At 33.3% G+C, this 24,572-nt stretch carries 25 protein-coding genes and 1 riboswitch; of the genes, 15 read left to right on the forward strand and 10 right to left on the reverse strand.

Going from position 1 to position 24,572, the window contains the following annotated elements; all coding sequences use genetic code 11:
• Positions 1 to 88 precede the first annotated feature (88 nt).
• Positions 89 to 1,000, forward strand: coding sequence for a TIGR01777 family oxidoreductase (locus tag L1276_RS22580; protein ID WP_253791790.1), 912 nt, complete (start codon positions 89 to 91; stop codon positions 998 to 1,000).
• A gap of 2 nt (positions 1,001 to 1,002) precedes the next feature.
• Here the strand turns inward: L1276_RS22580 and L1276_RS22585 are convergent, their stop codons facing one another.
• The 4 genes from L1276_RS22585 to rmuC form a co-directional block, all read right to left on the reverse strand.
• Positions 1,003 to 1,575, reverse strand: coding sequence for a YceI family protein (locus L1276_RS22585; protein ID WP_253791792.1), 573 nt, complete (start codon positions 1,573 to 1,575; stop codon positions 1,003 to 1,005).
• A gap of 373 nt (positions 1,576 to 1,948) precedes the next feature.
• Positions 1,949 to 2,344, reverse strand: coding sequence for a VOC family protein (locus L1276_RS22590; RefSeq protein WP_253791794.1), 396 nt, complete (start codon positions 2,342 to 2,344; stop codon positions 1,949 to 1,951).
• Between the two features lie 41 nt (positions 2,345 to 2,385).
• Complete coding sequence (locus L1276_RS22595; RefSeq protein WP_253791796.1) at positions 2,386 to 2,934, reverse strand: acyl-CoA thioesterase; 549 nt, start codon at positions 2,932 to 2,934, stop codon at positions 2,386 to 2,388.
• A 177-nt stretch (positions 2,935 to 3,111) separates the two neighbouring features.
• Positions 3,112 to 4,485, reverse strand: coding sequence for a DNA recombination protein RmuC (rmuC, locus tag L1276_RS22600; RefSeq protein WP_253791798.1), 1,374 nt, complete (start codon positions 4,483 to 4,485; stop codon positions 3,112 to 3,114).
• Between the two features lie 200 nt (positions 4,486 to 4,685).
• Between rmuC and L1276_RS22605 the strand changes: the two genes are divergently transcribed.
• From L1276_RS22605 to L1276_RS22625, 5 genes are all read left to right on the forward strand, one after another.
• Complete coding sequence (locus L1276_RS22605) at positions 4,686 to 5,534, forward strand: protease complex subunit PrcB family protein (RefSeq protein WP_253791800.1); 849 nt, start codon at positions 4,686 to 4,688, stop codon at positions 5,532 to 5,534.
• A gap of 8 nt (positions 5,535 to 5,542) precedes the next feature.
• Positions 5,543 to 5,941 carry a hypothetical protein gene (locus tag L1276_RS22610; RefSeq protein ID WP_253791802.1) on the forward strand — a complete coding sequence of 133 codons (399 nt, stop codon included), beginning with the start codon at positions 5,543 to 5,545 and terminating at the stop codon, positions 5,939 to 5,941.
• An 87-nt stretch (positions 5,942 to 6,028) separates the two neighbouring features.
• The gene (locus L1276_RS22615) at positions 6,029 to 6,544 is read left to right on the forward strand and encodes an RNA polymerase sigma factor (protein WP_256527432.1); all 516 of its coding nucleotides are present in this window, start codon (positions 6,029 to 6,031) and stop codon (positions 6,542 to 6,544) included.
• Positions 6,541 to 8,418, forward strand: coding sequence for a hypothetical protein (locus L1276_RS22620; protein ID WP_253791805.1), 1,878 nt, complete (start codon positions 6,541 to 6,543; stop codon positions 8,416 to 8,418). The genes L1276_RS22615 and L1276_RS22620 overlap by 4 nt, the downstream gene beginning before the upstream one ends.
• Before the next feature lie 41 nt (positions 8,419 to 8,459).
• Positions 8,460 to 8,987, forward strand: coding sequence for a MepB family protein (locus L1276_RS22625; RefSeq protein WP_253791806.1), 528 nt, complete (start codon positions 8,460 to 8,462; stop codon positions 8,985 to 8,987).
• 56 nt (positions 8,988 to 9,043) lie between these two features.
• Here the strand turns inward: L1276_RS22625 and L1276_RS22630 are convergent, their stop codons facing one another.
• The 3 genes from L1276_RS22630 to L1276_RS22640 all read right to left on the reverse strand — a co-directional run bounded on the left by L1276_RS22630 (position 9,044) and on the right by L1276_RS22640 (position 14,088).
• On the reverse strand, positions 9,044 to 12,493 hold the full coding sequence (locus L1276_RS22630; RefSeq protein ID WP_253791807.1) for a T9SS type A sorting domain-containing protein: 3,450 nt from the start codon (positions 12,491 to 12,493) through the stop codon (positions 9,044 to 9,046).
• Positions 12,494 to 12,808: 315 nt separating this feature from the next.
• The gene (locus tag L1276_RS22635) at positions 12,809 to 13,561 is read right to left on the reverse strand and encodes an SDR family NAD(P)-dependent oxidoreductase (RefSeq protein WP_253791808.1); all 753 of its coding nucleotides are present in this window, start codon (positions 13,559 to 13,561) and stop codon (positions 12,809 to 12,811) included.
• A 152-nt stretch (positions 13,562 to 13,713) separates the two neighbouring features.
• Complete coding sequence (locus L1276_RS22640; protein ID WP_253791809.1) at positions 13,714 to 14,088, reverse strand: hypothetical protein; 375 nt, start codon at positions 14,086 to 14,088, stop codon at positions 13,714 to 13,716.
• A 140-nt stretch (positions 14,089 to 14,228) separates the two neighbouring features.
• Here L1276_RS22640 and L1276_RS22645 point away from each other — a divergent pair, with 140 nt between their 5' ends.
• From L1276_RS22645 to L1276_RS22655, 3 genes are read left to right on the forward strand one after another with little or no spacing between them, the layout of a single operon-like run.
• Positions 14,229 to 14,810 carry a pseudouridine synthase gene (locus tag L1276_RS22645; RefSeq protein WP_253791810.1) on the forward strand — a complete coding sequence of 194 codons (582 nt, stop codon included), beginning with the start codon at positions 14,229 to 14,231 and terminating at the stop codon, positions 14,808 to 14,810.
• A 58-nt stretch (positions 14,811 to 14,868) separates the two neighbouring features.
• A complete protein-coding gene (locus L1276_RS22650) occupies positions 14,869 to 15,324 on the forward strand; it encodes a tRNA (cytidine(34)-2'-O)-methyltransferase (protein ID WP_071634957.1) in 456 nt (151 codons plus the stop codon).
• A gap of 16 nt (positions 15,325 to 15,340) precedes the next feature.
• Positions 15,341 to 16,147, forward strand: coding sequence for a hypothetical protein (locus L1276_RS22655; RefSeq protein ID WP_253791811.1), 807 nt, complete (start codon positions 15,341 to 15,343; stop codon positions 16,145 to 16,147).
• Here L1276_RS22655 and L1276_RS22660 read toward each other — a convergent pair.
• The 3 genes from L1276_RS22660 to L1276_RS22670 form a co-directional block, all read right to left on the reverse strand.
• Positions 16,144 to 16,920: an ABC transporter ATP-binding protein gene (locus L1276_RS22660; protein WP_253791812.1), complete on the reverse strand. Its 777-nt coding sequence runs from the start codon at positions 16,918 to 16,920 to the stop codon at positions 16,144 to 16,146. The two genes, L1276_RS22655 and L1276_RS22660, sit on opposite strands and share 4 nt — an antisense overlap.
• A gap of 147 nt (positions 16,921 to 17,067) precedes the next feature.
• Positions 17,068 to 18,096: a FecCD family ABC transporter permease gene (locus L1276_RS22665; protein ID WP_371924219.1), complete on the reverse strand. Its 1,029-nt coding sequence runs from the start codon at positions 18,094 to 18,096 to the stop codon at positions 17,068 to 17,070.
• Between the two features lies 1 nt (position 18,097).
• Positions 18,098 to 19,240, reverse strand: a complete 1,143-nt coding sequence (locus L1276_RS22670) for an ABC transporter substrate-binding protein (RefSeq protein WP_253791814.1) — start codon at positions 19,238 to 19,240, stop codon at positions 18,098 to 18,100.
• A 95-nt stretch (positions 19,241 to 19,335) separates the two neighbouring features.
• Here L1276_RS22670 and L1276_RS22675 point away from each other — a divergent pair, with 95 nt between their 5' ends.
• The 6 genes from L1276_RS22675 (at position 19,336) to cobC (ending at position 24,286) form a co-directional block, all read left to right on the forward strand.
• Positions 19,336 to 19,698 (forward strand): DUF5522 domain-containing protein, encoded by a 363-nt coding sequence (locus tag L1276_RS22675; protein WP_253791816.1) that lies wholly within the window; start codon positions 19,336 to 19,338, stop codon positions 19,696 to 19,698.
• A gap of 99 nt (positions 19,699 to 19,797) precedes the next feature.
• Positions 19,798 to 20,307, forward strand: coding sequence for a bifunctional adenosylcobinamide kinase/adenosylcobinamide-phosphate guanylyltransferase (gene cobU, locus L1276_RS22680; protein WP_253791818.1), 510 nt, complete (start codon positions 19,798 to 19,800; stop codon positions 20,305 to 20,307).
• 145 nt (positions 20,308 to 20,452) lie between these two features.
• On the forward strand, positions 20,453 to 22,132 hold the full coding sequence (cobT, locus tag L1276_RS22685) for a nicotinate-nucleotide--dimethylbenzimidazole phosphoribosyltransferase (protein WP_253791820.1): 1,680 nt from the start codon (positions 20,453 to 20,455) through the stop codon (positions 22,130 to 22,132).
• 66 nt (positions 22,133 to 22,198) lie between these two features.
• The gene (gene tnpA, locus L1276_RS22690; RefSeq protein ID WP_253791822.1) at positions 22,199 to 22,630 is read left to right on the forward strand and encodes an IS200/IS605 family transposase; all 432 of its coding nucleotides are present in this window, start codon (positions 22,199 to 22,201) and stop codon (positions 22,628 to 22,630) included.
• 352 nt (positions 22,631 to 22,982) lie between these two features.
• Positions 22,983 to 23,768, forward strand: a complete 786-nt coding sequence (locus L1276_RS22695; protein ID WP_253791824.1) for an adenosylcobinamide-GDP ribazoletransferase — start codon at positions 22,983 to 22,985, stop codon at positions 23,766 to 23,768.
• Positions 23,753 to 24,286 (forward strand): alpha-ribazole phosphatase, encoded by a 534-nt coding sequence (gene cobC, locus L1276_RS22700; RefSeq protein WP_253791826.1) that lies wholly within the window; start codon positions 23,753 to 23,755, stop codon positions 24,284 to 24,286. Before L1276_RS22695 ends, cobC begins: the two co-directional genes overlap by 16 nt.
• A 69-nt stretch (positions 24,287 to 24,355) precedes the next feature.
• Positions 24,356 to 24,559, forward strand: a riboswitch (cobalamin riboswitch).
• Positions 24,560 to 24,572: the final 13 nt, after the last annotated feature.

The raw sequence follows: 24,572 nt of genomic DNA on the forward strand, positions 1-24,572 counted from the left end.
TTTAGAATTTGCCATAAAGGTAAACATTGTTTAAGTACCTTTACTAATCCTTAAACAAGATTGACTGTTAAATATATTATAAACTATTATGGCTCAAAATGTTCTATTAACCGGAGGAAGCGGATTCATTGGAAAACATTTAACAGATGTTCTTATTGAAGCTGGATATTCTGTATCTGTTTTGAGTAGAAGCAATAAAGAAGACACTCCCAAAATCCAATATTACAAATGGGATTTGAACAAAAACTACATTGACGAAAATGCGGTTTTAAATGCAGATTATATTATTCATCTTGCGGGCGAAGGAATTGTAGAAAAACGCTGGACAAAAAAAAGAAAAAAAGCCATTTTAGAAAGTCGTGTTAAACCAATCGATTTGATTTTTTCGGTTTTGGAAAAAAACAATAAAAAACCAGATGCTTTTATTTCGGCTTCGGCGGTTGGTTTTTATGGTGCCTTTACAAATCATAAAATCTGTACAGAAGAAACACCTCCGGCCGATGATTTCTTAGGAACTACCTGCCAAATTTGGGAGAATGCTGTCTATAAAATTGAAGCTTTGGGCATTCGAACAGTAAAAATCAGAACCGGAATTGTTTTAGGAAAAGATGAAGGTTTTCTAAAAAAAGTAAATCCGAGTTTTAAAGCTGGTTTTGGAGCTGCTCTGGGATCGGGAAAACAATATCTGCCCTGGATTCATATTGAAGATTTATCCCAAATTTATTGTAAATCAGTTACAGACAATCAAATGCATGGCCCGTATAATGCCGCTGTTACTGATAATACAACAAATGAGAGGTTTTCCAGATTATTAGCTTCATTATACGGATATGCGATTTGGCTTCCTAAAGTTCCTCCTTTTGTTTTAAGAATAGTATTGGGAGAAATGAGCGAAGCTGTTTTAAAAGGGCAAAGGGTATCATCAGAAAAAATACAAAAAACCGGATTTGAATTTCAATTTACCGATTTAGAAAAAGCATTAATAAGCTGTATTCATTAAAATTACTTCAAAGTCAAATATTTTTTTTCTTCTTCATTCTGTAAAACTCCAAGTAAATTCGTGTTGGCTGTTTTGGAAATTTTACTGGATACAATACTTGGTATTGCAATATTAAAATCTGAAACTGAAATAGGATAATTACAAGAAATTTGTATGCCTTCCGGTACTCTTTTTATCAAAGCTTTCATTTCGATTATTTTCGATTTTCCATGAAGGTAAAGTTTTCCTTTTATATCGTATTCTTTTTCTATTCCATCAACATTTTTTAAGTCGAATTTTTCGATTTTGCCTTTAAAAACAGATTTTGGATAACGATGACTTTCAATATAATTTTCATTAAAATGTTCTTGCATTAAGTCCATTTTAAAACGAAAATCTTTGATAACAACCGTACAAATTATAGTACTGGATTGAGGTTCGAGAACAATTGTTCCGAGCTTATTTACCGCTTTTACCTCTTCAAAAAAAGGAACTGAAGCTTCAAAATTTACGATTGCCGTACTGGTTTTAAATTTATCCTGAGCAAGTAACGAAAACGCGGTAAAAAGTAAAATAAGTAATGTAGTTCTTTTCATAATCGTCAGCAATTAAACAATTATGTCATTCTATTTTATTCGTAAGAAAAGAAAAAACTGGACTTCAAAAAAAATAGAACGGCAGTACTCCGTGAAAAAATCCCGTAACCTTATTGATTACACTTAAAGTTACGAATTTTCTACGTGCAAGGTTCTTGAACTAGTGCTAAATATTTGTGAATGTTTTGATTTATGAATTCTTGGTTGGAAAATGGAAAATGTAATATCCCTAGGGGACAAATTTTAGGTTTCCCCAATTTTTTTTACCGATATGCAATTCCTAACGAAATATTTCCTAGAGATAACATATCGGTAAAAAAAATTATTGAACACCTCTCAATTTCCCGTAGGGACTACACTTTTCTTAATAACGTTATCCCTGCATGGGCGTACAAATCTCCAGTAAAAAGCCATCTGTATCTCTTACATACGCCACAACTTGTCCCCATGGTTTTTTCTTTGGTTCTGTTACTAAAACAGCTCCAAATGAAGTTGCTTTTTGAACCGCTTCACCAACATCTTCTGTTATGAAACCTAATTCAATTGCAAATGGTTTATCTTCTAAACTGCTTTCTAAAAAGCCTTCGCTTAAATTTTGAGATGCTAATTTTTTAGATGCAAACGAAATGGCAGTTTCTCCGGTATTTAATTCTCCGTAATCATTATCGGGGCTTATAAATTTCCTTTGGAATCCAAATGCATTTTCATAAAACTCTATTGATTTTTCTACGTCTTCAACGTACAAAATCGTATATCCAAACTTTACCATGTTTTCTTAATTTAATGTGTTTTAAATAAAGATAGGGAAATTTAGCTGATTTCTAAAAGTACATTGTATTTATCTAAACTTGCTAAATCTTCGATAGAGCTTACGTTGGCCACTTTTTCGTGTTCTTCTACTTCTTTTCGAACTTCAATATGTTTTATGGCTTTTCTAAAACGTCGAACTTCATCTAAGTTAGATAAAATTAGTCCCGGAACCTGAACGCTTTTTCCCTCTTTATCTTTGGCAACCATTGTAAAATAAGATGAATTACAATGTTTAACGGCACCGGTTTGGATATTCTCGGCTTCAACACGAATACCTACAATCATGGAACTTCTTCCCACATAATTTACAGAGGCTTTCATGGTTACTAATTCGCCGACTTCAATTGGTTTAAGAAAGTTTACGGTATCTACAGAAGCGGTTACGCAATAATTACCGCTAAATTTTGATGCCGAAGCAAAGGCAATCTGATCGAGTAATTGTAGAATATATCCTCCGTGAATTTTACCGCTGAAATTGGTATGCGACGGAAGCATTAATTCTGATATACTAATTTTTGATGATGAAACGGGTTTAAAATCTGCAGTCATGTTTTTTGTTTTTGGAAATTTCTATAGTTATTATTTTAACACATAGAAACATAGTTTTTCAATGTCGTTAAAGGCGTTTCACTTGCATTAACCAACAAAGTTATGGGTTATAAACTAGTTTCTTTTTTTAATTCTTTGGCATAAAAAAATCAATGTTTGTATGTGTTTAAATGTTTTTTAATTCAATAATTCGGTTTCATCCGTATTTAAAGCTCTGTTGATAATATTTTCAGGAAGTGATTTCTTGGCCTTCGCCCCCATTTTCTTTAATCTTTCTACGCTCGAAATTAAGTTTCCTTTTCCTTCAACCAATTTGTTCATTGCGTTTTCATATTCTGTTTTTGTGTCTTTAATTTTGTTGCCAATTCGAACTAAATCGGTTACAAAACCTTCAAACTTGTCGTATAACGCACCGGCTTGTCTAGCAATTTCAAACGCATTTTCCTGCTGTTTCTGGTTGGCCCACATGCTGTCAATTGTTCGCAGCGTTGCCAAAAGCGTACTTGGTGTCACGATTACAATATTTCGATCAAAAGCTTTATTATATAAGGTAGAATCTTCGTTTAAAGCAATAGCAAAAGCGGGTTCAATTGGAATAAAAAGCAAAACAAAATCCGGACTTTCCATACGGTACAAATCGTGGTAGTTTTTATTTCCGAGTTGTTCTACATGGCGTTTTATAGATGAAACGTGTTCTTTAAGTAAGTCGATTTTCAATACATCCGATTCTTCGTTTACCCATCTTTCATACGCGACAAGCGAAACTTTCGAATCCACAATCATTTTCTTTCCATCGGGCAAATTGATAATTACATCGGGCATAACACGGTTTCCTTCGGCATTTACAAAACTTTGCTGTACTTCATATTCTCGGCCTTTTTCTAAACCTGATTTTTCCAGAACACGTTCTAAAACTAATTCGCCCCAATTTCCCTGTATTTTACTGTCGCCTTTTAAGGCTTTAGTTAAATTAAGGGTTTCTTTACTCATTTGGGCATTCATTTCGCTTAAACCAATAATCTGCTGGCGAAGCGCAGCATGATAATCGATGCTTTCTTTATGGGTTTGATCGACCTTTTGCTCAAATATGTGAATTTTATCCTGAAGTGGTAACAGAATATTTTTCATGTTTTCGCTGTTCTGTTCTGTGAATTTAGCCGATTTTTCTTCAAGAATTTTATTGGCAAGGTTTTCAAATTCTTTGGTAAACTTTTCCTGCAGTTCGTTTATTTCGCTTTTTTGTTCTTTATGGCGTTCCCATAAGTTTTCAAAATCGACTTCTTTTTTAGAAAGCTGAATCGCCAGACTGTCTTTTTCGGTTCGAATGTTTTCTTTTTCAGAATTGGATATCTGAAGTTGTTTCTGAAAATTATTTCTTTCTGCTTCAAATTGCTCTTTCTGCTGTAGTAATTGATTTGAATTTGCGTTTAGTCTTTCTTCTAAAGAAACTTTCTCAGATTGAAAACGAGCCGAAAACAACATTTTTCCTAAGTATATCCCAAGAAACAAAGCAACTACAAAAGCCAATAAAAGCGGAAGAAATTCTAGCATAACTAAGTTTATTTTAAGTAAAAGTACGCAATAATACGTAGTTCTTGATTTTTAAAATTGAAATTTCACGAATTAGTGTCGGTTCTAAATTAAACAAACAATTGAAATAAGATTTACGGAAATCCTTTAAAAAAATAATTTTTCACGCAACCTTTTCATAAGAGTTTCATCTACATGATATAACCTATTAAAATTTTACCATGAAAAAATTAATGTTGAGCTTATTTATAGCTTTTGGATTGAATGGATGCTCGATTAATAACGATGACTTTAATGTAAACTGCGGCAGCGACGAATATGTATCTTTTACAGGTATTCCTTTTTTATGTAATTACAGTGTAAAAACACAGCAAAATAACCCTACTGCATATGTGTTAGAATCTCAGGAAAAACTGGAAACTTATTTTACCAAACATGAAAATACTTGTCCGGTAGCCAGCGATCCTACCATTGATTTTAGCAAAAATTTATTTGTCGGCGTTTTTGCAGGAGCAAAACCTACGAGCGGTTATGCTATAAAAATAACTACAATTGTAGAAAACAGCTGCCAGATTACTATTAATTTTAATGAAAAAGCACCTCTTGCAGGAGAAAATATTACGCAGGCTCCAACTTATCCTTCAGATTTTATATTGATTCCAAAAACTACGAAACCTATCTATTTTAATAAAACTAACGAAAGTCCGGACAATGTTGTAATTGGAAGTTTTGGCACTGCAAATTCTTTCTTTCAGGTAAATGATTACAGTATTTTGAATTTTCAGAATGTAGCAACGGGTAAATACGATTTTAACCAATACAGATATATTGCAAAAGCAAAAAGAGGCGATTATACTTTATTATTAAAAAGTGTTCCTGCCGAGATCCTGGCTTTAAAAGGACAAACAAAAACATACGGAACTCCTGATACAACAGGTATTTACTTTGAATTACGTCAGGGAACTAACGTAACTAAAGTTTATATTGATATTAATGACACTGCAGATCAAAGTACTGAAGTAAAAGCATTTAAAAAAGCGCTTCAAGATAAAATTACAAGCTTAAAATAATCCGCAACATGAAAAAGCATTTTATATTTTTAATCGCAGTCTGTCTTTTTTCTTCGGCATATTCTTTAGAATCTACAATCGTAGGTTCTGGTTCGATTGTAAATACCTGGATATGGGAAAAATCAATTGGCGGCGGAACTAATCCGTATACGGCAACTCCAAAATCTATTGGTTTTACCAAGAAAGTAGTTTTTACTCCCGAAGGAAAAGTAATAACGTATAAGAACAATATTGAAATTAGAGTAAGCAATTATCAAATAGAAAAAGGCACTGGTTTTTCAGATCAGGCAGAGCATGACTTAATTACTTTTGAAGGGAAAACATATGTTATAGAAAACCTTGATAATCAAAACCTAACAATTGTAAGTAATAATGCCGACGCTGTTCGAACTATTTACAAAAGATAGTTTTGTAAGCCTATAAAAACTATTTTTGCAAAACCAAAAGCAACCATTTTCTTGAAAGACGATTTAGAAAAATATATTAAGCTGTGCATGAAAAATGACAGAGAGGGACAACTGAAAATTTATCAGTTGTTCTCTCCTGTTTTATATGGTATCTGCTTAAAATATATGAAGAACGAAGATGATGCAAAGGATGTTTTTCAGGAAGCCTTTGTGATTGTTTTTCAGAAAATAAACCAATACAAATTTGAAGGAAGTTTTGAAGGATGGCTCAAACGAATCTTTATTAATAAACTCATCGAGACCTTAAATAAAAAGAAAAAAGAAAATTTCTTTTTGGATGTTTTTGATCCGGATACAGATTTTGTTGAAGAAGAAGAACTGGAAGTACTCCCAATAGAACAGGAAAAATTATTAGAATACATACGGGATTTACCTGATCAATATAGAACGGTTTTTAACCTGTATGTTTTTGAAAAAATGAAGCACAAAGAAATCGCCGATTTATTAAAAATTTCAGAAGGAACATCAAAATCAAATTTAAATAGGGCGAAGCACATTTTGCAAAAAAAAATATTGAGCATAAAAAATTTTAAGACAGCATGAAGAAGCACAAAATAGAAGATATTTTTTCATCAATGGAAGACTTTTCGAGTGTTCCGCCTCCTGAATTGTGGGGTCAGATTGAAGAAAAACTAGATAAACCTAAAAAGAAAAAGAGAGTTATTCTTTGGTGGTCGGCTGCTGCATGCTTATTATTAGGCTTAATGCTTCCGTCTGTTTTACATTTTTCTTCTAGTGATAAACCGACAAACACAATTCAAAACAACACTTTGAACAACAACAGCGTTGTTCTCGATCAGAAAGAAAACAATGCCGAAAAAACAAACGAAAGTACAGATCGCTCTATAGAAAACGATATCAATAATCAATCGACAACAAACAATTCGATTTCATCATCAGAAGAAACAGCAACTCAATCAAACAATTCATTAAATAAAACTCAGGAAACAGAAACTGTTCAGGCTGATTCTCAAAACAACACAAACAACAATTCATTTGCTCCTAAATCAAAAGGAACAAAAAATACATTCAATAACAATACAGCTGCAGCTGAAAAATCAGTAACACCTCTCAAAGAAAAGAGATTTAATACGGATTCTAAAAATGAGTTTTCTGGTAATAAAAACGGAAAATCTAATCAGGCTGTAGCCGAAAAAACGAATGTTCCTGCTAAAGAGAATACATTCAATTCGGTTTCAAAAAATCAATTTTCTGGTAACAAAAACGGAAAATTTAATCAGACTGTAGCCGAAAAAACATTTAGTCCAAATCAGGCTAATCGTTTCAATTCGGCATCAAAAAGTCAATTATCAGATATTGAAAGAAAAAATGCAGACAAAGTTCTTGCTGAGAAAACTTTTACTTCGGGTAAACAAAATAAATTTAATGCTGCGTCGAAAAATCAAATTTCAAATTCAATTTTTGAAAATGTTCCAACTTCAAAAAACAGTAACAATATTGCATTTACAGCTTCAAATTCTGCTTTAAATGGCAGTAAAAATGCTTTAAATTCAAATAAAGAAAAACAAAACATTCAGAAAACAGGAACCGATAAAAGTATTGCGAGTGTTCAAAAAGACAACTCAAAAAGCAATTCAGCTTTTACGAATGTGAATGCTTTAAGCAAAAAAGATTCTGCACAGCTGGCCGAACTTCAAAATCTGGAAAAAGGAATTGTGACTCCGGAAGAGGACAAAAAGAAAAAAGAAGATAAATTGCTTTCTAAAACTGACAAATGGGCTTTACAGCTTTTTGCTGGTGTTGCAAATTCTGAAAATTATAAAAACAATAAAACGTTAGGTAACGTAAACGATTCTAAGCAAAGTAACTCGTATGGTGTAAAAACGCAGTATAAAATCAATAAAAAATGGGCGGTTGCTTCTGGATTCAAGATTAATGAATTAGGGCAAAGTGTTGCGAATGTTTCGTATTATAATGCCAAAAGCAGTGCTCTTTTTACTCCGGTTGATTATTTTGCCCAAAGTTCAAGCCCAACGCAATTTACCAGTGATGCCAATTATGTGCTGGTTTCAAATAATGCAAAAGAAGCTATAAACAGTAACAATATTCAAACTGGTAATTTAGACCAGAATCTGCGATATTTAGAAATGCCTTTAGAGGTTTCGTATTCGGTTTTCAACAGAAACAAAACGAGTATTAATTTAAATACCGGAGCATTTGTTGGTAAATTAATTTCGAATAATGTGGCTTTGGACGGGACTTCTATTGGAGAAAATATAAATGCAAACGATTATGTGTATGGTTCTACTTTGAGCAGTACAATTCAGTATCGTGTTTACAAAAAAACAAACGTTTTTGTAGAACCGGCTGTAAATTATTATGCAAATCCGCTGAACAGTCAGTCTTTCAACCAGTTTCAATGGGGCTTTAATTTCGGCTTAAATGTTAATTTTTAATACGGTATTTTTTCGTAATTTCGAAAAAACACTTCACTAAAATGACTTTTAAAAAGAATTGGGAAAACTCAAAATCTCTTCCCAAAAATTTACTTACTGCCAAAGAATTGGTTTATGACGTCTGCGGTTTTGAATGTTCTGAACCTCAACCCGAAAAGGAAAGTCAGGAATATGATGCTTTAGATTTTAAAATCGGCGAAAGCCAGATTAAATTTAGATCGGCTAAAATTACGCCCACAAAAACAGGTCAGTTTGTAACTTTATGGAAGCGAAATATAAGCGGTATCATCGAACCTTTTGATTACACCGATAATATAGATTTTATTATTGTAAGCGTTCAAAAAGAGGATTTATTGGGGCAGTTTATTTTTCCGAAAGATATTTTACTTAAAAAAGGAATTTTCACAACAGAAAAGAAAGAAGGAATAAGAGCTGCCAGAGTTTATCCGCCTTGGGATGAAACAACGAGCAAACAGGCTCAAAAAACGCAGCAATGGCAGTTAGATTATTTCTTATCTGTTTCTACAAAAACAGATAGCAGCAGAGCTAATTTTTTACTTGGCAGATAAATATAAAAAAGGCAGTTCGAATTTTGAACTGCCTTTTTTAATTTATATAAACTTGATTATTTTTTCAGAATTTTACTTTTGTAAACTACTTTATTATTTTCTGATAAAGTGTAAATGTAAAGTCCTGAATTTAAATTACGCAAAGACATTACGGTTGTGTTTACATCTTCATTACTTTGAATATCGATTGGATTTCCTAATACACGTCCGTTTAAATCGTAAAGTCTTAATTTAAGATTTTTGCTTTGGTTGGTTTTTACTGCAAAATTGATAACATCAGATGTAGGATTTGGATAGGCTTTTACGTAGAATCCGTTTTTGGTCCCAAAATCTGGTGTCGAAAGTACATCTTCTTTCAATTCAAAACGGGCAATTACCGGTCCGTGATCTGAGGTTGTTGTTGTGTAATTTGGAATATCGTTACGAGGATCATAAACTGCAATTGATTTATCAATATATTCATCATTCAATTCATTTGAAATTAAGATATGGTCCAAAAACCCTCCAGAACTTAAAAAACTATAAGCTCCTGCCTGGCTGATACCTAATGTTAACGCATTATAACCAGAGGTATCTTCTACAAATTTTTGATAAGATGATGGAGTACTTGCATTTCCAACCCATTTTTTTACATCATCATTAAAATCTCCTAAAAGTATTAAATTTGAATCGGGATACTCCACATCCAAAGCATCTTTTAAATATTCAACATCATATTTACGCTGATTATATTTCGCTATATCAGTACCGCTGTTTGCACGTGCATGAAGATTAATCAGATTAATTTCTTTTTTAATGCCGCCAATATTGGTTTCTATCTGAACTAAATAAGGAAGACGTCCTGATGAGAAAAAACTATCATCGTTAAGTTCCGGAGTTTCAGAACCCGGATAACCTGGTAAAACTACCGTGTTAGCACGAACTTGATCATATAAATCTTTAAATAATACTTTTGTATTTTTTACAGTTGTTGTTTGTGTATTATAAAGAACTACTAATTTTTGAGGCGGGAAATTTGCTTGAGGAGGATTGAAGGAATATGACCATGAAGTAGAAGTTACTTTGTCAAATGTTTTTCCATTGGTATTAATTTTTCCAATTAAAATATCAATCGAAGGATCATCAGAAACTTCCTGAACTACATAAACATCTGCGTTTAATTTGTTCATTACTTTAGCTACATTTTCTATTTGTAAAGCGTCGTTTGTTGGTCCAAATTCTACTCCGTCAGAACCTTTTACATCGGTTCCAAAAAATTCTAAATTATAAGTTACTACATCAAAAGTATCTTCTTTTAGTATTGAAGATCCAGTGAACAAACCAATTTGTTTGTTAAGTGATGTTCCTGTTATCGTTAGCACACCAGAAATTGCTGCTTCTTTAGCTGTTGGTGTAAATCTTGCATAAACTGTTTTCCCGGCTGTTGCATCTGTAGAAGAAACGATAATACTTGATCCAAATGAAATATTATCTAATGATAATTGGTACGATATCGGAGCTTCAATAGTTATATCATCATAGCCCGCTGCTGTAAAAATAAATGACTGACTAGCAGAAACGGAATTTGGACTTACATCTGCAAAATCTAAAATTGGATTCGAATCAATATATTGTGCTTCATTTGTAATAGCAAAGTCATCAAAAGACCATTCTGCAGCGTTACCATTTCCACCAGAAGTTGTTTCGTAAACCCAAGCTAAATAAGTATGGTCTGTTTTATAAGCAGTTAAATTTATATACTGTGACTTTGCATAAGTTCCTGTATTACCCGGGAATTTACCGTCTAAAGGCATCCAGGTTGCTGTATTTGGAGCACTTACTCCATCATAATCTGTAGAAACCATTAATTTTAAAGATGGTCCATCATAAAATTGACGAGAATAAAAAGATAACAATGGAATCTGATTAAAGCTATCCAAACGTAATCTTGGAGAAATCAACCAGTCTTTACTTGCTCCGTTATCTGAGAATCCATTTATTAAAACAGCTCCCGTTCCAGAATTAACATTTCGTGACTGAGTAGTATGAGACCATTTGTTTACAGGACCTGCTTCATTATATTGTGACCATTTGCTGTTTGTAAAAACATTTACGTCATCAAAATTTTGTACAAATGGATTTACTCCAAAAGCAGTTAGGTTAACCGTCTTAGTCGTACCACCTGTAGTTTGATGAGTGATAGAACCTGTAAAGTTTCCAACTGAAGTTGGAGTGAATTTTACATAAACTGTTGGGGCTGCATTAGAGTCAAAATCAGAAGGAACAAATGTTAAAGATGATGAGTATGCTGCATTATCTTTTGAAATCACAAAAGCCCCTGAAGCAGTAACCTCTACATTCGCAGTAAGATTAGAAGCTCCTATTTGATAATTTTTAATTAAAGGATCAAAATTGGGTTCTGTACCACCTAAATTTAATACCGCAACTGATGGAGATATTGCTGGAGGAATAACATTTAGTGTTGTAACATCTATTCTACTTACTGCTGCTTGTACATTATTATAAGGATCCTCAGAAATAGAGAAAACAGAATAAGCAGTACTTAAAGTTAACCCTGAAAAACTTTTTAGATATTCAAGAGCTGGATTTGTTACATCAAAAACCCCTGATTGTAATGCTGTATCTCCATTTGAATCCTGTCCCGCTTTTATTTGTGCAATAGCAGGCTCTGCACTTCCGCCAGGCAGCAAGACATAATATGTTTTACCAACTTCATCAATTTTATTAATAAAATCGAAATTTTCTCCCAAGATATTATTAGCTTTTGGGTATCCCGAAACATTGATTGGAGCAAAAAGATCTTTTTGAATATCAATATCATCAATTGCAAAAGAAGGACGAGAACCTGCACCGCTGACTTGTCTAGAAATCCACCTAATTTGAACTTCTTCCTGATTATTACATTCTGCAGGCAAAGTTACTTTTACGGTTTGAAGATTTTGCGGTGAAGTAGTATTTCCGGTCTGTAAAATTGTATTATTACTATAAGCTGTTCCCAATAAAGAGGTAAATTCGCCTGTTGTTCCAATACGATATTGTAATACCATTTCGTTTATTCTGCTAGAAACCGGGTTCCCAGCCATCCCATAAGGATTACGAATAGTCATAGCATCATATTTAACCCTTACATTTGTTTGGCCTGATGTTGAAAAAGCAAAACCAATAGTATAATCAACACTTCCAGTATTTAGAAATCCCAGCTTCCCATTATAATTATAAATATTACCCGCACCAGACGCGCCAGATGCAGCTGAACCAGATGCAACAGCTGCCAAAGCTGCATTCGCTGCAGGTGGAATTGTCTTAAAATTCAATCCTGGCTGTCCGGTAACTGTCCATCCTTGAAATCCATTCGGATATGTCGTAGTAATACCAACTTCTAATTCATCAAAATTTTGAGTATATGGTATTGTGCGTTTCTCAGGCATTGTCTGCGCACTTAACGCGAAGCAATAAAAAAAACCTAAAAAAGTCATCAAATGACGCAAAGAGTAATTATTTTTCATACGTTTTTTATAATAGAGTTTTTAGAATTCAAATTTATCTTGTTTAAAGTTAAGAGAATATTGTAAAAACATAAACTTATTGTAAGGTATTTTATAAACATATGTCAGAAAAAATGAGATTTTTAGCTTTAAATTTTCATTATTCGTCGATATAATGCGTTTTCAAAGATTTTATTGTTGCGGATTTTTTTAGTTTTAATATTTAAAATTAGTAAGAAAATACATTTTTATTATTAAAAAAGTTATTTACTTTAAACAAAAAAAAGCTGCCCTTAATGAGACAGCTTTTTCGTAAAATATTTTAGAGTATAAAAGTTAAACCGCGGTATAACCACCATCGGCAATAATATAACTTCCGGTTGTGAAAGAAGATTTTTCAGAACTTAAAAAAGTTACCAATTCGGCAATTTCTTCTGCAGTTCCTAAACGATTCATTGGGGCTTTTGCCGCAACAGCATTCATGGCATCATTATTCAAATTATCTTTTAACAGTGCTGTCTCTATATAACCCGGACCAACAGCGTTACATCTAATTTTTTTCTGAGCATATTCTACCGCAATATTTTTAGTTAAACCTACAACTCCATGTTTTGAAGCTGTGTAAGCCGGACTTAATGGCGCCGCAACCTGACCGTGAATAGATGCTATATTAACGATACTGCCGCCGCCGTTTTTTTCCATTTGTTCTAATTGATAACGGCAGGCATAAAAAACACCGCTTAAATTAAGTGCAATCACGCGATCCCAGTCTTCCGGTTCGTATTCTCCGGTTGGCTTTGCCGGTCCGCCCATTCCTGCGTTATTACAGGTAATATCTAGTCGGCCGTATTTAGAAACCGTTACCTCAACCATCCTTTTATTATCAATTGCACTCGACGAATCTCCTTTTACAAAAAAAGCTTCTCCGCCACTATCCTTTATAACTTTTACGGTTTCCTCTCCATGCTCTACATTAATATCCGAAATTACAACTTTTGCTCCTTCTCGAGCGTAAGCTTCTGCCACTGCGCGTCCAATTCCTGAACCACCGCCAGATACAAAAGCTACCTTGTTTTCTAAAAGTGCCATTTTTTATATATTTAAAAATTTTGTTTTCTAAATTTACGAAGATATCGTCTGCTGACCATGAGAAAAACCGAGTTTAGAATAAGATTAAGACTTTATCATAATCAAATGTTATTTCACATTAAAATCACATAAATGAGCGCATTTTTTCTTATCTAATTATCCTCATCCAATTTCATATTGCCTCGATCTTCATGATTGTCAGGATGTGAATTTGGATAACGATTTGGTGTTACATCTGAATTTCGATCTTTATTTTCTACCGTTTTTTTGGCTTCTTCTTCAGATGAAACACCTCGGCTTGCATTTGGGTTATTCGGATTTACATCATCTTTGACTTTTTTTATATCTTCATTTTCATCCCTGGCTCTTTCTACAACTTCTTTATTGCCTTCCGTATCTGTTACTACTTCTTTTTTTAAATTGGCATCATCTGCTTTTTTGTCGTGCGAAATATTTTTGCCTTTCGTTTCGTCTATATCTTTTTGTACTCCGTTTATTTTTTTAGAGCCTAAATTATTAGTTTCCATATCCTTATTATTTGAGTTTATATCCTAATATTACGAATTCTAAATTTTAAAAGAAAATGGTTTAACATTGCTTTTGGTTTATGATAAGATTATTTCTAATGCCGATAAAACAAAGTTATCTTTGCAAAAAAAATATAAAAATGCATCGACACTTCATTCTTTTTAAACCTTACGGTTATTTAAGCCAATTTATTTATGAATTAAAAAGAAAGAAAAAGCTTTTGGGCGAACTGCATGATTTTCCCGAAGGCACAATGGCAATTGGAAGATTAGATGAAGATTCTGAAGGTTTGCTTTTACTGACAACCGACGGAAAAGTAAGCGAACAGATAAGAAGTAAAAAAGTCGATAAAGAATATTACGTTCAGGTAGACGGCATAATTACGCCAGAAGCGATTGAACAATTGCAAAAAGGCGTTGAAATAGGTTTTGAAGGCGGCAAATACAAAACAAAACCCTGCAGCGCTTTTATTGTTACTGAAATTCCTGATTTTGGACCCAGAGCAAAAAAAATCAGAGACGAACGTCACGGCCCAACTTCCTGGGCATCGATTACCGTAAACGAAGGAAAGTTTCGTCAGGTTCGAAAAATGACCGCTGCAGTTGGTTTTCCTACTTTACGTTTAGTCCGTGTTAGAATAGGAAATGTATATTTGCAAAACTTAAAAGCGGGAGAAGTTTTAGAAGTAACCAATTTCAAATTAGATAATGAGTCAATTTGATAATTAAATAATTTTTGGAAACTCATAACTTATAACTTATAATTCATAACTGAGAAAAATGCTAAACGTAGTTCTTGTTGAACCGGAAATACCAAATAACACTGGAAACATTGGAAGATTGTGCGTGGGAACTGAAAGCCGACTGCATTTAATTCATCCTTTCGGATTTGTAATTAATGATAAAAACCTAAAACGTTCCGGTTTGGATTATTGGGTTCATCTTGATGTAACCGAATATCAAAATGTTGACGAATGGGTAAAACAAATTCCAGATCATTCTCGCGTTTTCCTAATGAGTTCTCATGCTGAAAAATCCTATTTTGAAATCGAATTTCAAGATGGCGACTGGTTGGTTTTTGGAAAAGAAAGCGTTGGTTTAAGCAAAGAATTTATGGCTCGTTTCGAAAATCATTTAACGATTCCGATGTCTCCGCTTATACGTTCTTTTAATATTGCCAATTCGGTTGCATTTGTTGTTGGTGAGGCTAAAAGACAGATTGGATTAAAGAAATAATACAAATATCCCTATAATGGAAAAAACAATTACAGTAAATGAAGCAATAAGCAAAGGAAAAATTACACTTGTCTATTTGCCAATGCTGCTTATTATTGGAATCATAATTTTAGGTTTTGTATTATTTTATATGGAAATAGTACCCGCATGGGGCATTCCCATAGCTTTTGTCATTGGTTTTTTATGCGGCTGGCTGGCTTGGAGCTGCTTTGTTAATAAATGGAAAATCTGGGCATACCAAAATGTACGGAACGTTCATGAGCTAAAACGAAAAGCAATCGATCAGAAGTTGATTTCGGGAAACGGAAGCTGGTTTGAAAAAACTGAATTTAAAAGTTCGGAACAAAAATCGAAACTGCAAGCATTAGAGAAAAAATTTCTTGAAAAAGATCTCTACAGAGACAATTTGAGCGTACCAAAAGAAACCATTATTTTTTATTCAAAAACGATGCTGGTATTTCTATTAATTCTAAGTTTTGGAATGATTTCTGCCGGAATCTATCTTAGTCTGCAAAAGGAATATATTTCTTTATTTATTCTTGGTGTTGGATTGTATCTAGCGTATGATCAAATCAAGAAACTTAGAGACAATGGTCCTCAAATCATAATCAATGATAAGGGAATACAATTGAAAAATGACAAACTTGTTTCTTGGGGAAGAATACGCAATGATAGAGTATTCACAAAAACAAGCGGAAGGAACTCTACAAATTATCTCTCATTCAATGATGAAATGATAGACATTGATGACTTAACCATAGGATTTGATGAATTAGAGAACTTACTTCATGTTTACAGAGTACGGTTTGATAACAACAACTAAGTCACAATAAACTTCCCTTTTTCGGCATCAAAAACAATATGTTCATCTTTAAACAAAGCTGCAAAACTGCCATTTGAAATTAAATTACAAGGTTCGTCTTGTACAACATTTTCTGGTGTCATTACGATCATTTCGTCGCTTAACTGAATTGCTAAATCAATATCATGCGTAGAAAATAAAATACATTTTTGAGTTTCATTAGTTAATTTTTTCAGCAATTTAAACAATGAAACTTTATGTAATAAATCAAGATGCGTTGTTGGTTCATCCAGAATAATCAACGGTGTATCTTGTGCCAAAGCTCTTGCAATTAAAACCTTTTGCAATTGTCCGTCACTTATTTCATAATGTTTTTTATGAGAAAGATGTTCTATTTGTGTCAATTGCATCGCTTCCTGAACTTTTTCGATATCCGTTTGAGTTAGAGTTCCAACCCAATTGGTATATGGCTGACGGCCAAGCGCCACCAATTCAAAAACCGAAAGATTACTTGGCGGAAGTTTTTCGGTTAAAACCAAACTTAAATTCTGCGCTAAATCTAAAGGTTCATAACTAGAAATAGCAACATCATTCAAGTATACATTCCCAGATAATGGATGTTGAATTCCGGTAATAGTTCGCAATAAAGTCGATTTTCCAATTCCGTTTGCTCCAATCAAAGAAATGAGTTTTCCTGAACTTAAATTTAAATTTAAATTCTCAGCAATAGTCACAACCCCATTTTTGGATTTATATCCAATATTTAAATTTGAAGTTTTTAATATATCTCTCATTTTTTTAAGGTTCTGAGTTGCTGAGGTTCTAAGTTACTAAGGTTTTCTTTTGCCACTCCCAATAGCTATCGGGATAAAGGATTAAAATAATTTAAAAACAATCTGTGAACATCCGTTTAATCAGTAAAATCCGTGGGCTAATAATATCTATTGAAAATTTCTTTTTCGTACCAAAAGCCAAATTACAACCGGCGCGCCAATTATAGACGTTATGGCATTTATTGGAAGCGTAACATCAAATCCCGGCATTTGGCTTACAATATCACAAAATAACATTATAATCGATCCTAAAAACAAAGTGCTCCAAAACAATATAGTATGATTACTCGTTTGAAAAGTAAGTTTTGCAATATGAGGCACCGCTAAACCAATAAAAGCAATGGGTCCGGCAAAAGCCGTAATTGCTCCAGATAAAATACTCGTGGCAAATATGATAATCAATCTCGCCTGGTTAAAATTTAACCCCATACTTTTGGCATAGTTTTCTCCCAAAAGCAAAGCATTTAAAGGCTTAATACTTTTAGCGCTCAAAAGAAGACCAATTACAACGCATATTGTCAAAATCCCAATAGTTGACCAGGAAAGATTCCCAAGACTTCCCATAGACCAAAAAGTAAATTTCTGCAATTGTTCTGCTGTGCTGAAATACGTTAAAACACTTACGATTGCTGTTGTAAAACTTCCGAACATTAAACCGACAATTAAAATGGCCATTGTGTCCCGTAATCGTTGTGAAACTACTAAAACCAGTAATAAAACTAATGTACTCCCAAATGTGGAAGCAATTACAATTCCATATGACGATAAAGCAATAACACTTAAAAACGAAGGCAAAAATCCGGCAGCTAAAATCACAAAAGCAACGCCTAAACTCGCTCCGGAACTTAATCCTAAAACGTAAGGCCCGGCAAGCGGATTTCGAAACAAAGTCTGCATTAAAAGTCCGCTGATCGAAAGTCCGGTTCCAACCAAAACTGCAGTAATTGCTTTTGGTAAACGATAATTTATAATAATATATTCCCAAGTCGATTTTGTCGCATGCCCTCCCGTTAAACTTGTAAACACATCTTTTAACGGAATCGTAACGGATCCTAAGCTAATGCTCGCAAAAAACATCAGCAAAAGCCCGAAAGTCAAAATGACAAATAAAATGGTATTTCGTTTTTTGTCAGCCAATTTAATTCAGTTTTGATGCAAAAGTAAATTCGTAGCTTGGCAATAAATCAGGATGAAAAATTTTGATATAATCTTTTAAAACTAAATCCGGACGGCTTGGCGCTAATTCATAATAAACCGTTCCACCCGCAGCACCTAGTTTTCCTTCAAAACTATAAACGTTTTTATTTTTAAAAGCATCAAATTCTCCATAATGCGGATTAGCTTTATATAATTCATCCAGACTTTTAAATGAACCCGAAGCAATCCAGACATTTGCCGTTTTCGCTTTATCTAAAACTTTTTCAAAAGATAAACCTTCGCTTCCAGTTCCTTTTAAATCTGCCCATAAATAATTAGCATGCGCATCTTTCATAAACTCGGCGACCCAGCTGTTTCCTTTTGCAACATACCAAACATCTTCATACATAGATCCGTATAAAACAGTTGAATTTACTGTTTTTTCAGCAGCCAGTTTTTTAGCCTGATCATAGCTTTGAACAATTTTATCAAACAATTCTTTTGCCTTTTCTTCTTTTCCAAATAGCGCTCCGTACAGTTTTATCCATTCTGCTTTTCCAAGTGGAGACTGCTCCATCCAATCACCCTGAATTAAAACATTTAAACCGCTTTTTTTCAAATTATCCAGCATTGGATTATTGTTGTCAACTCCAAAAGTTACAATTAAATCTGGCGACAATTCTATTAATTGCTCAATATTTAATTTTTCATTTTGTCCAACGTTTTTCACAGAACCTTTATCAATTAAGGCTCTGGTTTTTTCAGACGAAATATAATCGGTATGCGGAAAACCAACCAATTTATTCTCTACTTCAAGCATTTCCAAAAACGGAATATTAGTTGTTGATGTCACAACAACAGATTCTAACGGAACCTGAATTGTAGTGTATGATTGGAGACTATCCGGAACTTTTGCTTCTTTTTCTTTTAAAATATATTTGAAATCCTTATTCGCATTAGGCCAGGGATTTGAAACCGTTACGACTGAATAATCTTCATATTTTTCAATAGAAAGTCCAGATGCATATTCGATGTTATTTTTTACAACTTCCGTTTTAGTTACTTCGTTCGTTTCGTTCTTCTTACATCCGAAGAGAATAAAAAAAGAAGAAATAAAAATCAATTTAGGGAATAAATGTCTCATATTTTACGTTTTCGAAAGGAACAAAGGTAAAGCATTTTCTATTTTTTTTGTTTATCTTTATTCTTACAAAATTCAACAACTTGTATCTTTACACAATGAATACCACAAAAATAAAAATTTGCTCAAGCTGTGAATCTGAATTCAGCTGTGGGGACATTTCGGTTGAAAACAAATGCTGGTGCAACGACTACCCGCCTATTTTCAATCTTTCTGATCAAGCTGACTGCCTTTGTCCTTCTTGTTTTAAAGAAGCTTGTGAAGACAAAATCGATGCCTATGTTGAAACTATAACTCCTAAAAATGCCGTTAAAAATAAAGCTATATCTTTACCCAAAACAGAAAAATTAATAGAAGGAATCGACTATTATGTCGAAAACGGCAACATGGTTTTTAAAACCTGGTTTCACCTAAAACGTGGTACTTGCTGCGGAAACAATTGCAGACATTGTCCTTATTAATTATTAGTGAGAAGTAAAAAGTTTTTTGTTGCTCTAAAACATTCATTTTACATTTTACATTTTACATTTTACACAAACACAAACACAAACACACAAAAAATGATATATTTAATAACTGGCGGCGAGCGATCAGGAAAAAGCAGTTATGCCCAAAATTTAGCTTTACAACTTTCAAACAACCCGATATATGTGGCCACAGCCCGAAAATGGGATTCAGATTTCCAGAACCGAATTGATCGCCATCAACAAGAAAGAGACGAACGCTGGACGAATGTTGAGAAAGAAAAGCATATAAGTGAAATTGATTTTTCAGGAAAAACTGCTTTAATTGACTGTGTAACGCTTTGGCTGACCAATTTTTTTGTTGATAATAAAAACGATGTAAATTTAAGTCTGGAAGAAGCAAAAAAAGAATTTCTTTCAATAGCAAATCAGGAAAATGCAACCCTGATTATTGTGACCAACGAAATTGGAATGGGCGTTCACGCCGCAACAGAAATTGGCAGAAAATTTACAGAACTCCAAGGCTGGATGAATCAGTTTCTGGCTTCAAAAGCAGATGAAGTGGTTTTGATGATTTCCGGAATTCCGGTCAAAATTAAAGGTTAGCAATGGCAAAGTTCAATACCAATTGCAAAAATCAATAAAACAAATTCTAAACTTTTAAATTCCAAATTCCAATATCGTGGAGTATCTTTACATAAAGAGTAAATTGATATTGAAATTTAATATTGATTTTTGAAATTGAAAATTTATGAGCAGTTTAGAAGATATATTAAAATCACGCCGCGATACCCGACATTTTACAACCGATAAGATTCCTGATGAAGTCATTCAAAAAGCTTTACAGGCCGGACATTGGGCACCATCTGTTGGACTTACTGATGCGACGCGATATTATATCATTAAATCGGATACTGTTAAAAGTGCGATTAAAAACCTGTTTTTGGATTACAACAAAAAAGCCGAAGAGCTTACTGACAATCCGGAGCAGAAAGAACTTTATAAATCTCTAAAACTCGAAGCTATTGAAGAAGCTCCAATTGGACTTATAATTGCTTACGATCGGTCGGTTTTAAATCAATTTACGATTGGAACTATTGGCAGTAATGAAGCCGTGAAATTTAGTTCGGTTTGTGCGGCGCAAAATATTTGGCTTTCACTCACAGAACAAGGTTACGGAATGGGCTGGGTTTCGATTTTAAACTATTTCCTGTTTAAAAAAATCCTTGATTTACCCGAAAATATAGAACCGCTTGGCTATTTCTGTATTGGAAAACCTGCCACAAATTACGGCAATCAGCCCATGTTACAGCAACTGCATTGGAAACAAAAATCTGAAACCGCAGATTGCAAAGAAATCAATGAAATTCAGCCAATCAACATTTCCGATTTTCACTTAAAAACAATAACCAAAGCAAATCCTAAAACAGATTTCAATACACTTTTACAAGAAAAAATAGATTCAAAAACAAAACCTCTTGGCTCGCTTGGAACTTTAGAAACTCTGGCTTTTCAAATGGCATCCGTTTTTGAGACTTTAAATCCAAAAATTATAAATCCAGCTATTGTCGTTTTTGCAGCAGATCACGGAATCGCAAATCACGGCGTGAGCGATTATCCGCAGGATGTAACGCGCCAAATGGTAAATAATTTTCTGAATGGCGGAGCAGGAATCAATGTTTTTTGCAAACAGAATAATATCGAATTATCTATTGTAGATTCAGGCGTAAATTATGATTTCCCAACAAATTCAAAATTGATTAATGCCAAAATAGCCAAGGGAACTCAATCCTTTTTACACGCTGCCGCCATGAGCGAAACGGAGCTTCAACTGTGCTTTGAAAAAGGAAAATCAATTGTAGAAAATATTGCTAAAACAGGTTCGAATTGCATTGGCTTTGGCGAAATGGGAATTGGAAATACTTCTGCTGCATCCGTTTTAATGAGTCTTTTAACCGGTTTTTCAATCGAAGAATGCGTTGGAAAAGGAACAGGAATTAATGATCAAAAACTTCTCGAAAAACAAAATATTCTAAAAAAAGCCTTAGAAAATTATTCCGGTCAAGCCGAATTAAAACAGCAAATCGCCTATTTTGGAGGTTTTGAAATTATGCAGATGGCAAGCGGCATGCTGACCGCTTTTGAAAACAAAATGCTGATTCTTGTTGATGGTTTTATTTGTTCTGTCGCTTTTATAATTGCTTTTAAAATAAATCCTAACATAATGCAAAATGCCGTTTTCTGTCATTGCTCTGCCGAAAAAGCACATTTAAAACTGCTGGAATATCTTGATGCAAAACCTATTTTAAATTTAGATTTGCGTTTAGGCGAAGGAACCGGCTGTGCCGTTGCTTTTCCTATTTTAAAATCGGCTGAAGCTTTTTTAAATGAAATGGCTAGTTTTGAAAGCGCTGGAATAAGTAAGAAATAACTTTCTATTTTAATTCAGAGTTCATACTTTTGAATCACAAATTGAAATTATTTTAAAAAATTATACATGCCTTTTACTAAAGTTTATATTCATTGTGTTTGGAGTACAAAAAATAGATTTCCTTTTTTAAATTCGGTTGATCTTCGCCAAAAAGTTTGGTATCATATAAAGGAAAATGCGTTAAAAAAAGAAATATATCTTGAATATATTAGTGGGCATTCGGATCATTGTCATTGTTTAATTTCGCTGGGAAATAATCAAACCATTCAGAAAATAATACAATTATTAAAAGGTGAATCTTCGTATTGGATTAATAAAAATCAATTAACTAAAGAAAAATTTGAATGGCAGGATGAATATTTTGCTGTTTCAGTATCAGAATCTATTGTAGATAAAGTAAAAGATTATATTATAAATCAAGAGGAGCGTCATAAAAAGAAAACATTTCAGGAAGAATATGATGAATTTATAATCAAATTTGGATTCAAACATTCTTAAGAGAGTTTGGCTAAAGCCCAGAAGCTGCTAATTCTTTTTAACCTCCAGATAAATCTGGAGGCAATTAATTTTACACATTAGTTTTTATTTTTTTGAATATTCTACCATCAAAAAAAGTATTGACAATAAATAAAAATTACTTGCCAACATCTTTAAATGCTAGAATAATTGCCTCTCAAAAAGGTTTTAGTCCAATAGTCATTGTAATGAAATTTATAAATTAGTTTCTATTTTTGAATATTTTATCAATAATTAAGAGTATTGATATTAAAAATCAATTGCCAACATCTTTAGATGTTGGAACAAAATAAGTGCCTCTCAAAAGGGCTTTAGCCAAATAACCACAATCTAAATGAAAAAAGAACTACATATTTTTTTTACTTGTTTAATGTTCTACACCAGAATTCCATGTCCAAAAAACATAGATCATAATCCTGATTATTTAAACAAAGCCACACGATATTTCCCTTTTATTGGCTGGATTGTAGGCACAATTTCATTTCTGGCTTTTTATCTTTTTTCATTATTTCTCTCAACAGAAACAGCAGTGATTTTTTCAATTATTATTTCTGTTTTAACTACCGGCGCTTTTCATGAAGATGGATTTGCAGATGTTTGCGACGGATTTGGCGGAGGCTGGACCAAAGAAAAAATTCTGATAATTATGAAAGACAGTGCCATTGGTGCTTATGGAGCAATTGGCTTGGTTTTGCTTTTTCTGGTAAAATTTAAATTGCTTTCAGAATCCATTTCACTTTTTACAAATAACATTTTTCTGGTTTATCTCTTATTTATTTCTGCACATGCAGTAAGTCGTTTGGCGGCGATCAGCATTATTTTTACACATGAATATTCTCGCGATGATGCTTCGAGTAAAAGTAAACCAATAGCAAAAGACCACAGCTGGAAAGAAGTTTTGGGATCATTTTTCTTCGGATTGATTCCGTTATTGGTACTCTCCTATTTCAACTATAAAATCCTTTTGGCTTTAATTCCGGTTTATGTAACCCGCTATTTTCTGGCAAGATATTTCCAAAAATGGATTGACGGTTACACAGGCGATTGCCTTGGTGCTGCACAACAGGTTTGTGAGGTTATATATTATTTAAGTATTCTTTTTATATGGAAATTTATCTAGTTCGCCATACCGAAACGATCTGCGAAAAAGGCATTTGCTACGGACAATCGGATGTTGATATTGCTGCGCCTTTTGACGAAATTTTTGACAGAATCATATCTGAATTACCAACAGAAGCCGTAATTTTTTCAAGTCCGTTAAAACGTTGTTCAATTTTAGCAAAACATATTCAAAAAAATATAAATGCCATTTCTTATAAGGAAGATGACCGATTACAAGAAATGAATTTTGGTGACTGGGAATTAAAACCTTGGAATGAGATTCCACCAGAAGAATTAAATCCGTGGATGGAAGATTTTGTAAATATTCCAGTGTCAAACGGAGAATCATTTACGGAATTACATTCACGAGTAGGTGATTTTTTATTACATCAAATTTCAGAAATCAAACGTCCTGTGATTATTGTGGCCCATGCCGGAATAATACGAAGTATTTTATGTCATCAGACTGCACTTCCTTTAAAAGAAGCATTTCAAAACAAAGTAGATTTTGGAGAAGTCATAAGAATTGAACTATAATTTGCTGTTTTGTTTAAGTATTTGATTCCAAAAGTGAAATATATTTGAATTATCAATATTTTTAACTTTATATTTGCATAAAATTAAGGTTGTGTTTTGATTAACACATTAAAAAGGGAATCAAGTAAAATCTTGAGCTGTACCCGCAACTGTAAGCTTTGTTCTAGAAATGAACGCTTGTTGTAAACTACAAAACCACTGCTCGCTCCGGCGAATGGGAAGGTAAACAACAAGACGCAAGCCAGGAGACCTGCCTTTATAACAAATATCAAGCTCTCGGGAAAAA

This window comes from Flavobacterium sp. HSC-32F16 (genome assembly GCF_024171645.1).
Lineage (GTDB): Bacteria > Bacteroidota > Bacteroidia > Flavobacteriales > Flavobacteriaceae > Flavobacterium.